The following is a 12,798-nucleotide window of genomic DNA, read 5'->3' as shown; positions in this document are numbered from 1 at the left end:
AAAAGTTATGTGTAAACTATGAAATCAACATTTGTCGCAATTTTAGCAACTATATTCACAACATTTCTTATTACATTTATTGTTACTTATATAGGCACGCTTAATTCAGAGTATTATGATTTTAAAATGGCTTTGTTAATGTCTAGTGTGGCAGCTTTTGTTAGCTTAATAGTTACAATTTGTTGGTCTTTACCTATTCACTTATATCTTAAAAAGCATAATAAAGTTAGTTTAGGTTGGTATGCTTTAATTGCTGTTATTCCATCACTTGGATTTATTTACCTACTAAAACCATTTGGGGAAGACTCTGCATCAGACTTGTTTACTCAAGCATTATTTTGTACTTTAGTTGGCGTGGTTGCTGCCGTGGTGTTTTGGTATTTCGCTGTTTACCAAATTACACATAACAAGCAAATCAACAAGGACTAAAAACAGCGGGCTGTTCGCTCCGCTCCATTTTAGCCCACTATTTTTAGCCTGTTATTTAGGCGTTATGTAACCAAGGAAGAATCGTGAAATTCTGGAGAAACTCGTCCACAGAACATTATCCAATGTGGAAAGCATTCTTGATGTACATCTGGGTAATACCTGGAGTTCCGATAGGAACCTTTTTAGGTGTTTATTTCTTAGAGGCTCGTAATAGGAGCGATGATGAATTATTACTTAGCTTGCTTAACTATCGTTTAGATTTTACTTTGATTATTTTATTTGGTGTTGGTTTTATCCTTTGGGTTTGGTCTATTAGAGCTTTAAGTAAGCCTGTTTTTCAAATTCATCAAAATAGGTTGTACTTTTACGGTTATGGCTTTTTTAAAGATGACATTGCACTTGATTCACTTCAAGAAATACGCTCCTATAATCTTGGTCCGCTGGGTCACCTAATAGACTTTAAATCTAAAGTCGGTATTACCTTTAGATCTTTTGCTTTTCTATCAAACATTAATAAAAGTAAATTAGAAAAGTTTTTTGAGGAAAGTGGTATAAAGGTTACATAACAAACCATTCAAGCAGGACATTGCTCCTCACCCGTTTTAGTGGACACCTCCTCATCACTTTGAAGAGGCTAAAATGCCTAAATATACTCAACCTAGGAAGACATGGTTTTATCCAGTTAATTTCAAAATCAAAGTGTTGTGGCATAGTGATTTTGGCCACTATTTACAAGAAAACAAATTAGACACCCATCCTAAATTTTGCACTTTTCAAAATAAAAGGCTAGCCTTTTATTAGTACAAAAAAAAAGCAGGGCGTCTTATGGCAATTGCAAGAAAACGACAAGTAAGTTTGGTTGATACAAAATACTACCACTGTATTTCGCGTTGCGTGCGCCGTGCATTTTTATGTGGCGAAGACCGTTTTACTGGTCAATCTTACGAGCATCGACGAGGGTGGGTTGAAGATAAGCTGCTTGAATTAGCGAAGGTATTTTGTATTGATGTATGTGCTTACGCTGTTATGAGTAATCACACCCACTTAGTACTGTATGTTGATGATAAAAAAGCGAATCGATTAAACGATAAAGCGATTATTATTCGCTGGCATAAACTCTATAAAGGCACATTGCTAACGCAAAAATATGTACAAGGTGAAAAGCTAAGTAAAGTTGAACTCATCTTTTTCAATCAAACGGTTAAGCAATACCGAGAGCGCCTATCAAGTATCAGCTGGTTTATGCGGCTATTAAATGAAGACATTGCTCGCAGAGCAAATAAAGAAGATAACTGCACTGGACGGTTCTGGGAGGGTAGATTCAAATCGCAGGCATTACTAGATGAAGCAGCCCTAGCGGCCTGCATGGCGTATGTCGACTTAAATCCCATTAGAGCTAAAATGGCTAACACTCCAGAGGATTCAGGCCATACCAGCATCAAACAGCGTTTAACGTATGCAAAGGATGGTAAACAACCAAAAAAACTACAGCGCTTTTCAGGCATGCCACGTCAGATAATGCCAAAAGGGCTGCCGTTTGAGCTTAAATCGTACCTTGAACTTGTTGAATTAACAGGACGTTGTATACGAGAAAATAAGCGAGGGTATATTGAAAGTACACACTTGCCTTTACTAGAAAAGGTGAATATATCTCCAGAAAACTGGTTAAAGCTTACAACCCAATTTACGCGCGTATTTCATGGCGCAGTGGGCAGACCAGTCTCACAAGAAGGTTATTGTGAAAACTTAAACCGAAAGCGGCGAACGAATATCAGTAACTGCGAAAAGCTACTGGCATAAAATTTAAACTACTCAGTAAAACTATTCAGTAAAAAATCACAACTGCACCATGCAGTCATTTTCATGCGTGCAATTTAGATTAAGAGCGCTAGTGACTTATTTGATGGATGAAATAAAAATAACCTGTCGATAAAAGATATATTATTAGCCTACAAATTAAATTTTATGGCAACATTTTGTTTGTTCAATTAGAATGGCTGTCCAGTTTAGCTTTATAAAACTATTATTCCTTTAGAATTCAATGCCGCTATAGCATCATCTGGAAATTTACATAATCCAGCGTTAATCCCTCTAATGAATAAATTTGAAGCTGCATTATCATCAACTAATTTTTATATAAATTTAGCTAAAGAATTAAGTCAGATTGGTTATATTATCGAGTATGTTCAATTTGAAAAATTCACATTTATAAATAGTGAGGTTTTTGTAGCAGAAATTACGTTAAGGTGTAAAAATGCTACATAACAATAAAATCAAGCAGGACGCCTAACAGCTGGCTGTCGTTCGTGCCTCACTAATTTTAGCCAGCTATTATCCGCCTCTTATTTAGGCGTTAGGCTTTCAGCATTTACTTTAATCTTCGGAGTGTTAATGAAACCAATAATCATTGATGCAGCAACCATTTTTGACCCTGCACGACTCTTAGCAGTGTTAGCATCAGTAGATATCCGACACTCAGAAGTATGGGTGTCTCAACGATATGATCATTTTAAGGAAAAAGATTTTTTGACTGGTTGGGGGACTGATAGTCGATTTGCGTTACTTCCTGATTCAAAGGGTAAATATAAATGTGATCCTTTAGGTGTCCCACTAGCGGATGAAAAATTACCCGCTAATAGTGATATGACTGGGCCCAAAATTTTACGTTGGGCTTTAGATAAAGGCATGGTTGTAGTAAAAGATTTATATAAGTATGAAGAGCTGGCAATTGAACTTGAAAATCAATATAAATTAAATGACTTATCTGAAGCCATAATGCTTGGTCCTCCACATGAATACGATCTTCGTGCTGGAAAAGAAAGGACTGAGGAGTTTTTACAACGTTCTGGAAAAACAGCTTTAGGGCCTGAATATGCTTGGAGATTAGAGCCATACGGTATTGGGCACGGACTTGGCTTAATTTTAGCCGCTGCTCAAGAGGATAATGTAGAACCATTTCTTAGTCACCCATATTTTAAAGATAATGTATCAACACATAATTATTCTTTTTATAAAAAAGATGAAGCATTGAAGCTGCTACTATCAGACGATGTAGATAATTCTTTCCAAATTATTGAGGTAGAAAAAACACTTAAAGATGCTAAGCGTTTACTTAAAACTCCAGAGTCTTTGAAAATAGCTGAAATTGCTTACTACCTAAATCAGAAAGAAAGAATTGATACTATTAGTGGGTTAATTACTGCTTCAGAGCAGCTTGAAACAAGAAATAAAGACTGCGGTATAATTGCTACTAAGTATGTTGGAACATTAACGACTGATTTAGCTCTGTTTGGTGGTATTCCTATTACTTCAACTCTTACTTCTATTTATGATGTTGGGACTAGGTTCTTCAAATCGTCCCAATAGTAAAAAAGCCTAACAAGAATTTCAAGCAGGACAAAATACAGTTGGCTTTTTGTTCACTACGTTCACCTATTTTAGCCAACTATATTTTGCCTCTTAAATGGGCGTTATAAAGCAAGGAAGATGTATGAAGTATCACGTAAAATCAGAGGGCCCAAATCAAGAAGGTTTCTTAAAGGGGCTCGAAAGTGCGATTAAAATTGCAATTAAGAATGGAACTAATGAAGTAGCGTTAGCAGTTCATGGTAAATCTAATCTATCGGGAACAATTCAAGATGCATTAGATGAAACCTTTGTAAAACAGCTAAAAAAAGATGGTTTCATAAATAATAAAGGCATAAAAATTTTTCTGCTAACAGAGAGAATTCAATCTAGTTTTGAGAGTGGAGTTATTTTGGCTTGCCACGCTAGCGGAAAATATCTAAATAAATTAATCAATGATTATCGTGCAACAGATATTGTATATGTACCTTGGCATCCTGATGAAGTAGCTGTATATCTTGAAAAGTATGATTCTCAAGAAATAGCGCTATAGCTTTATAACAAGACGTTCTAACGGATAATGTTCCTCACCCGTTTTAGTGGACACCTCCTCATCACTTTGAGGAGGCTAAAATGCCTAGATATACTCAACCTAGGAAGACATGGTTTTACCCAGTTAATTTCAAAATCAAAGTGTAGTGGCATAGTGATTTTGGCGACTATTTACATACAAACTTGTATAAAACCAAGTGGGGCTTTTTTATGCCTTAGTTTTATTAAAAACGTCCACTAATGTTAAACTACAAAAAACTTAATTACTTAATATAGCTATGGCATTTTACATTCCTTTATTACAACCTCACTTTAAGCACATTGAAATTGGCGATACGCTTACATCACTTTGGAGTGGATGTGGCAGTATTGTGCAGTGCCAGCTTGATGATAAAGCCTGCGTTATTAAAGCTATTAAAATACCCAGTTATATATACCATCCTAAAATTAAACAAAGCGAATTTGCGCTTAAAAGAAAGCAGCATTCATATAGTGTTGAATACACATTTTATAAGCTTTATAGCCAGCATTTACCAGTACATGCGCAAAGTATTGAATGTATAGGTGCAATTAATAAAGATGATGAATATGCGCTGGTGTTTAAGGATTTCACCAAACATGGGTTTACTCAAGCAGGGCCACAACATGTTAAAGCTATATTAAGGTGGCTTGCACACTTTCATGCGTTTAACTTAAGTAAACCCGCTGAAGGGTTATGGCAGCAAGGCAACTACTGGCATTTAAGCACGCGCCCAGATGAGTTTAATAAACTAAAAGATAACCTTGATAAAAAGTCCGATATTAAAAATGCTGCACATAAAATAGATGAGCAGCTACAAAGTTGTGCGTATAAAACGCTGATTCATGGCGATGCAAAACTTGCTAACTTTGCAGCAAATGAGCGCGATGAAATACTCGGTTATGATTTTCAATATATAGGTGCAGGTTGCGGGATTATTGATGTAATGTATTTTATGACCAGTTGCTTAAGTGATGCACAATTACACGAGTGCGCTGATGAGTACATTGCGTATTATTTTGACAATTTAAAGGCTGCTATTACTACTTATCACCCTACAGCACCAGCAAGTAAAATAGCTGACGATTGGCTCGCTTTATGGCCTTCTGCATGGGCTGACTTTTATCGATTTTTAGCTGGCTGGAGCCCCGAGCACCAAAAAATAAATAGTTATATGCAACAGCAAGTAAACAGCTGGTTAGCGAGTAACATTTAATAAACACAACGGGTTGATTGCTTGCATAAATATCAAGCAAAACAATACATTTTGGCACGATGTATGAAAATCTCTTTAAAACTACAGGTCAAATGACCTTTTTTAATATAAAATACTGCAAATTCTTGTATCAGTAGGTTTATATCATGGCAATTCACGTTATTTCACACCCTCTTGTTCAACATAAACTAGGCCTAATGCGAGCGCATGGTATTAGTACTAAAAGCTTTCGTGAATTATGTTCTGAAGTTGGAACCTTATTAACTTACGAAGCAACTAAAAACCTACAGTTAGAAGATAACGAAATTACAGGCTGGGATGGCAATAAATTAAAAGTAGAGCATATTAAAGGTAAAAAAATTACCGTAGTGCCTATTTTACGCGCAGGTCTTGGCATGATGGACGGTGTTATGCAGTTATTACCGGCGGCTAAAGTAAGTGTTGTTGGTCTTGAACGTAACGAAGAAACGCTAGAGCCAGTACCATATTTTGAAAAGCTAGTAGGTAATATTGATGAGCGCTTAAGCTTAGTTATTGACCCTATGCTTGCAACAGGTGGCTCAATGATTGCCACAATCGATATGCTTAAAAAAGCAGGCTGTAAAGAAATCAAAGTAATTGTATTAGTAGCTGCACCAGAAGGTGTGGAAAAAACACTTACAGCACATCCCGACGTAGAAATATTTACAGCCTCTGTAGATAGCCACTTAAACGAAAAGGGCTATATTATCCCTGGTTTAGGCGATGCGGGTGACAAAATATTCGGTACTGTTTAGGAGTCTTTAAGTGCAAAATAATGACACCTTTTCAATAAAAACTATTTTAACAGGCGCGCAAATGCTGTTTGTAGCATTTGGTGCGCTGGTATTAGTGCCACTTTTAACGGGCTTGGATCCTAATGTTGCGCTTTTTACCGCTGGCATTGGTACTTTGCTGTTTCAGGTAGTGACTAAAGGCCAAGTGCCTATATTTTTAGCATCATCATTTGCTTTTATTGCACCCATTATTGCCGCTGTGCAAATGTGGGGCGTGCCAGCCACTATGGGCGGCTTAATGGTAGCGGGCTTTGCTTATATGCTTTTAAGTTTATTAGTAAAATTTAAGGGCGTTGCAACGCTTCATAAAATTTTACCGCCTGTGGTTGTAGGCCCTGTAATTATGGTTATTGGTTTAGCGCTTGCACCTGTTGCTGTAAATATGGCGATGGGTAAAAGTGGCGACGGCAGTATTCAAATTATTGATTACAACAGCGCTATTTATATTTCGTTGTTCTCGTTAATGGTTACGCTTATTTTTGCAGTGTGGGGAAAAGGCGTATTTAAGCTTATACCTATTCTGGCAGGGGTTGTAGCGGGTTATTGTTTATCGCTTGCAATGGGCGTTGTGCAATTTGATGCAGTAACTAACGCACAGTGGTTTGCTGTACCAAACTTCACATGGCCTGAGTTTAAATGGCAGGCTATTTTGTTTATGGTGCCTGTAGCAATAGCACCTGCAATTGAGCATATTGGCGATATGATGGCTATAAGCCAAGTAACCAATAAAGACTTTTTGAAAAAGCCTGGGCTTCACCGTACTTTGTTTGGTGATGGCCTTGCGACGTCTGCTGCATCATTATTTGGCGGCCCGCCTAACACAACTTACTCAGAGGTAACGGGAGCAGTAATGCTTACCAAAAACTTCAATCCTAAAGTAATGATGTGGACAGCCATTATCGCCATTATTTTAGCCTTTGTTGCTAAAATGGGATCTGGCTTACAGACTATACCTGTACCTGTAATGGGCGGCATTATGATTCTACTTTTTGGCTCTATTGCTGTAGTGGGTTTAAATACATTAGTTAAGTCGGGCGATGATTTAACAGCACCACGTAACTTAAGTATTGTTGCACTTATTTTGGTGTGCGGTATTGGCGGTATGCATATTGGTGGTAGCCAATTTAGTTTAGAGGGCGTAAGTTTATGCGCTATTTTAGGCATTGTGCTCAACCTTGTATTACCTAAGGCGCAGCCTCAAGAGAGTTAATAGTGCACGTAAGTTAAAAATATTGCACCAAAATAGCGCATTTTCAATGCGCTATTTTTTTAACCTACTAATAAATATACAAAAATAATAATGGTCTATTACCTGCATTTAATTTCCAGAACGCATCGTATGCAAAGGAGTTACTATGTCAGAGGCCAATATTGTGGATATAACCCCGTTTTTAGCAAAACACCAACTGCCTTTAAAGTATCAATATTTGAGTGAGCAATATTTTGTTCCACTTGCGCATGACATCCTCGAATCTAAAAAAACAAATACTCCTATTTTTGTTGCCATAAATGGATGCCAGGGCTCAGGAAAAACAACACTCGCAGATTTCTTAGTTACGTGGTTTTCTAAAAACACACCACTTAACAGTGTAGCATTGTCAATTGATGACTTTTATTTAGCAAAACAAGCACGTACTGAGCTTGCCAAAGACGTACATCCTCTTTTTACTACTCGCGGAGTACCGGGTACTCACGACGTAGCGTTAATGAATAGCACAATAACTAATTTACTGGCAGGAGAGGTAAACGTACCGCTTCCACGTTTTAATAAACACGAAGACGACTGCGTGCCAACAAGTGATTGGCTAACAAATGAAAAGCCAGTTGATATTGTTATTTTAGAAGGGTGGTGCGTTGGCAGTGAGCCACAACCGCTGTTTTCATTAAGTGAGCCGCTTAACGAGTTAGAGCAACAGTTTGATAAAGAAGGCGTTTGGCGCCGCTGTGTAAATAGCTGTTTGGCAAATGAATATAAAGCCGTTTTTAACCTAATTGATTATACAGTTATGCTAAAAGCACCGAGTTTTAGTGATGTTTTTACATGGCGACAAGAGCAAGAACAAAAGCTAATAGCCAAAAAAGGTGAAGGCTCAGGCACCATGACTAATGAGCAATTGGTGTATTTTATTTCTCATTTTGAGCGCATTACGCGTGAGAACTTAAACACACTGAGCGCTAAAGCAAATGCTTTAATTGAACTTGATAGCAACCGAGATATTAGCGGTATGCACCTAACGAGTGATGACACCCTTCAACCTATTATTTTTACAGATTTGGACGGTACATTACTCGATCACGCCGATTACAATACCAATAATATCAGTGAGTTATTACAGCAGCTGCAAAATGCACATATTCCTGTGGTGTTTAATACCAGTAAAACTTTTTGCGAAGTTATAGAGCTTAAAAACGATTTAAATATTCAACAGCCTTTTATTGTCGAAAACGGCGCAGCGGTATTTATTCCAGAAGACTATTTTGAATTAAAGCCAATTGGTTGTAAAAAAGTAGGCGCTTATTGGTGCTACGCAATGGCAAAGCCGTTATCGAGTTTATTAAATGATTTAAATACTTTAAAGGCGGATTATAAAGCGCATTACAAATTGTTTAGTGACTTATCGAGTGAGCAAATATCAGAGCTTACCGGGCTAAACGATGCACAAGCAAGGCGCGCACAAACTCGCGATTATTCAGACCCACTTTATTGGTATGGCAACGACGAATTGCTCACAGCCTTTGTAAACGATGTTGAAGCACTCGGCTACGATATAAAAATTGGCGGACGCTTCATTCATATTGCCAAAAATACCGATAAAAGCGCTGCACAGCAGTGGTTAGTTAAACAGTTTACCCATCATTTCAGAAAGCCTCTCACGGTTATAGCACTGGGTGATAGCGATAACGATAAGCAAATGTTAGAACACGCAAATATCGCCATTATTATTGCCAATCCGGCGAGTAAAAAGCCGGTTAAATTGTCGCACAACAAAGCACGATATTCTCAATCACCAGCACCGCTGGGCTGGATTGAAGAAATAACGTCGTTGCCGTGTATTAGCAGTATTTTAAGTATTTCTGAGGAGCAAACATCTCATGGCTGATTTTTACCAAAATGGCATTATTACAACACTACATAATATTGCCGACAGACCAATAGAAGACCTAGAAAAAGAGCTACTTACTTTTAGTAAGCAGCGCCCTATGGGGTTAATACTTCCTTCGCTATTTAGTGAACTTGAAGGCCCTGCGCTGCAAAATATAGTTAGTGAATTACGCGAAGTACCATATTTATCACAAATTACGATAGGCTTAGATAGAGCCGACGAAGCACAGTACCGTCATGCACTTGGCTTTTTTAAAGAGCTAAACCAAAACCATAAAGTATTATGGAACGACGGCCCACGCTTACAAGCACTAGATAAAGAATTACAAGAGCTAGGTGTTGCACCACGTGAGCTGGGTAAAGGGCGTAATGTGTGGTACTGCATGGGCTATAAATTAGCTACAGCAGAAGTAGAGTCTATCGCGCTACATGATTGCGATATTTTAACCTACGACAGAAGCCTACTTGCTCGCTTAATTTACCCCGTTGCGCATCCGCGCTTTAACTATGAATTTTGTAAAGGGTTTTACCCGCGTACTGCGAATGGCAAAATTAATGGCCGTGTATCGCGCTTATTAGTAACGCCATTGCTTCGCTCATTTAAAACAATTTTAGGCAATACCGACTACCTTGAATATATGGACTCTTTTAGATACCCACTTGCAGGTGAGTTTTCGTTTAGACGCGATGTATTAAACGATATTCGTATCCCAAGTGATTGGGGCCTTGAAATAGGTGTACTGAGTGAAATGTATCGTAACTATTCGCATAACCGCTTGTGCCAAGTAGATATTGCCGATAATTACGATCATAAACACCAAGAACTTTCACTTGATGATCAAAGTGCAGGTTTGTCTAAAATGTCGATTGATATTACTAAGGCATTGTTTAGAAAGCTGGCGACTCAAGGTGTTACTTTTACCAGCGAAACAATCCGTTCATTAAAAGCAACTTATTACCGTATTGGTCTAGATTTTATAGAAACGTATCATAACGACGCGCTAATGAACGGGTTAACGCTTGATGTACACCAAGAAGAAAAAGCAGTGGAAATGTTTGCACAAAATATTATGGAAGCAGGGCAACACTTTTTAGAAAACCCAATGGAAGCGCCATTTGTGCCAAGTTGGAACCGTGTTGTATCAGCAATGCCAGACGTACTTGAGCGCTTAAAAGAAGCCGTAGAGCTAGATAACGAAGAATATAGTTAACCTGCGTGCAGGTTAACTAGCCTATAAGTCTAAACAATAAATATTAGGGGCGCATGTGAGCACAGTTAGCGAATTATTTTTACAACGAGTAGAGCAACATCTTCATATTATTTATGAGGGTGTTGAGCTGCCTTTATCGGTTACTGAGCTTGCTCAGCAACTCATTAAAATTATATTAGGTAGCAATGCACTGCGCGACCCGACACCCCATACAAATCGATGGGATGAACAAGATATAGTATTGATTGCTTATGGCGACTCTATTATTAAACACGATGATAGCGAATTTGCCGTATCGAGCCCAATGGAGGCACCGCTTAAAACACTACACAGATTTATAAAAGAGCAATGTGATATGCAACTAAATGCGCTGCACATATTGCCATTTTACCCGTACAGCTCAGACGAAGGCTTTGCCGTAATGAACTACGTGCAAGTGAACGAGTCCTTGGGTGATTGGGGAGATATTCAAAATATCGCTAAAGATGTAAAGCTAATGGCGGATTTGGTTATTAACCATTGCTCAAGCAGAAGTGTATGGTTTGAGAACTTTTTAAATGATTTACACCCGGGTAAAGATTATTTCAAAACGGCGAGCTTAACGGATGATTTAAGCCAAGTTGTACGCCCGCGAACCTCATCGTTATTAAATACTGTAACTACGCCAAGCGGCGAAAAACACGTGTGGTGTACGTTTAGTCACGATCAGGTTGATTTTGATTTTGCAAACCCCGAGGTACTTAAAGAGTTTGTGGGAATAATTCGCCATTATTTAGACAATGGCGTGCGTTTATTTAGACTTGATGCGGTCGCATTTTTGTGGAAACAGCTTAATACAAGTTGTATTAACTTGCCGCAAACACATGAAGCCGTAAGGCTAATGCGAACACTTATTGAGCACGCAGAGCCGAGCGTAGTTATAATTACCGAAACCAATATTCCAAATCAAGAAAACTTGTCTTATTTTGGTAATGCCAACGAAGCGCACAGTATTTATAACTTTGCACTGCCGCCTTTATTGCTTCATACATTACTTAGTGGCGATAGCACTGCAATTAAGCATTGGATGATGAGCATGCCACCTGCGCAAAATGGTACGGCATACTTTAATTTTATAGCCTCGCACGATGGAATAGGGCTCAGACCAATTGAAGGTTTATTGCAACCCAGTGAAGTGGCGTCACTTGTAAGTACCACTATGCAATTTGGTGGTCGTGTATCAATGCGAACCAGTAACGATGGAACGCATACACCGTACGAGCTAAATATTGCTTTATTTGATGCTCTCCAAGGGACGCACAATGGCCCAGATAAGTTTGGCCTGGAGCGGTTTATGTGTGCTCACGCAATTATGTTTGCGCTTGAAGGTATCCCAGGGCTTTATATTCATAGTTTGTTGGGTACAACTAACGATTACGAACGCTTTGAAAATTCACAGCATAACCGTGCTATTAACCGCCATCGTTGGCAAGAGTCAAAGCTACTGGCGGCAATTGGTGAAAAGTACAGTCATCATCATAAAGTGTTTAACGGCATAAAAAGCTTATTGGCAGTGCGCAAAAAGCAAAGTGCCTTTCACCCAAATGCTACACAGTTTACGCTGCATTTAGCGGGGGGATTATTTGGTTTTTGGCGACAAAGTATAGACAGACGCCAAAGCATATTTTGCGTTTATAACATTAGCGATAAACCACAAACACTCACATTGGCCGACTTGAACTTAATTAACACCCAAAAGTGGTTTGATTTGGTGGCAGATAAAACGATTGAAGAAAGCCAATTAACAATAGAGCTAGAATCATACCAAAGCGTGTGGCTGAGTAATATTAAATAAGACCTATTAAAAAGGCTCGCACTGCGAGCCTTTGTTTTAACTAGGGCGTGTTGAACTTTGTGGATTGAAATTTGTTCAATCTAGAGGCGATTAAATCGCGACGCGAGGTTTGTAACCTAGTGGGCTCGGTAACTGCTCCTGCGTTACCCTACTGGCTTACATCCATGTAAGAATAAGTAAAAACCGAGCAAAGCTTCCGCGTCCTGCTCACGCCCCTTACCTACATCCATGTAGGCAACAAAGAGTTAATCGTCCCTAGAAAGAACCCTTCGGG

Annotated in this window: 11 protein-coding genes; all 11 read left to right on the top strand. The window is 38.6% G+C overall.

Annotation, left to right across the window (positions count from 1 at the left end; all coding sequences use genetic code 11):
- Positions 1-18 precede the first annotated feature (18 nt).
- Positions 19-429, top strand: coding sequence for a hypothetical protein (locus JG479_RS17705; protein ID WP_200220612.1), 411 nt, complete (start codon positions 19-21; stop codon positions 427-429).
- 122 nt (positions 430-551) lie between these two features.
- The gene (locus tag JG479_RS17700) at positions 552-995 is read left to right on the top strand and encodes a hypothetical protein (protein WP_121955211.1); all 444 of its coding nucleotides are present in this window, start codon (positions 552-554) and stop codon (positions 993-995) included.
- A gap of 259 nt (positions 996-1,254) precedes the next feature.
- Positions 1,255-2,229 carry a transposase gene (locus tag JG479_RS17695; protein WP_200220611.1) on the top strand — a complete coding sequence of 325 codons (975 nt, stop codon included), beginning with the start codon at positions 1,255-1,257 and terminating at the stop codon, positions 2,227-2,229.
- A 591-nt stretch (positions 2,230-2,820) separates the two neighbouring features.
- Positions 2,821-3,795 carry a hypothetical protein gene (locus JG479_RS17690; protein ID WP_200220610.1) on the top strand — a complete coding sequence of 325 codons (975 nt, stop codon included), beginning with the start codon at positions 2,821-2,823 and terminating at the stop codon, positions 3,793-3,795.
- A 124-nt stretch (positions 3,796-3,919) separates the two neighbouring features.
- Positions 3,920-4,327, top strand: coding sequence for a hypothetical protein (locus JG479_RS17685; RefSeq protein ID WP_200220609.1), 408 nt, complete (start codon positions 3,920-3,922; stop codon positions 4,325-4,327).
- Between the two features lie 277 nt (positions 4,328-4,604).
- Entirely contained in the window at positions 4,605-5,561 is a 957-nt protein-coding gene (locus tag JG479_RS17680) for a phosphotransferase (RefSeq protein ID WP_200220608.1), read from the top strand.
- Between the two features lie 146 nt (positions 5,562-5,707).
- Entirely contained in the window at positions 5,708-6,337 is a 630-nt protein-coding gene (gene upp, locus JG479_RS17675) for a uracil phosphoribosyltransferase (RefSeq protein ID WP_002958676.1), read from the top strand.
- 10 nt (positions 6,338-6,347) lie between these two features.
- Positions 6,348-7,586 (top strand): uracil-xanthine permease family protein, encoded by a 1,239-nt coding sequence (locus JG479_RS17670; RefSeq protein ID WP_200220607.1) that lies wholly within the window; start codon positions 6,348-6,350, stop codon positions 7,584-7,586.
- 145 nt (positions 7,587-7,731) lie between these two features.
- Positions 7,732-9,477 carry an HAD-IIB family hydrolase gene (locus JG479_RS17665; protein WP_149603638.1) on the top strand — a complete coding sequence of 582 codons (1,746 nt, stop codon included), beginning with the start codon at positions 7,732-7,734 and terminating at the stop codon, positions 9,475-9,477.
- A complete protein-coding gene (locus tag JG479_RS17660) occupies positions 9,470-10,690 on the top strand; it encodes a glycosyl transferase (RefSeq protein WP_002958673.1) in 1,221 nt (406 codons plus the stop codon). The genes JG479_RS17665 and JG479_RS17660 overlap by 8 nt, the downstream gene beginning before the upstream one ends.
- A gap of 55 nt (positions 10,691-10,745) precedes the next feature.
- The gene (locus JG479_RS17655; protein WP_200220606.1) at positions 10,746-12,524 is read left to right on the top strand and encodes a sugar phosphorylase; all 1,779 of its coding nucleotides are present in this window, start codon (positions 10,746-10,748) and stop codon (positions 12,522-12,524) included.
- Positions 12,525-12,798: the final 274 nt, after the last annotated feature.

The organism is Pseudoalteromonas sp. LC2018020214 (genome assembly GCF_016598755.1).
Lineage (GTDB): Bacteria > Pseudomonadota > Gammaproteobacteria > Enterobacterales > Alteromonadaceae > Pseudoalteromonas > Pseudoalteromonas distincta.
The sequence above is the reverse complement of the archived record's forward strand: the minus strand, read 5'-3'. Positions and strand labels throughout refer to the sequence as shown.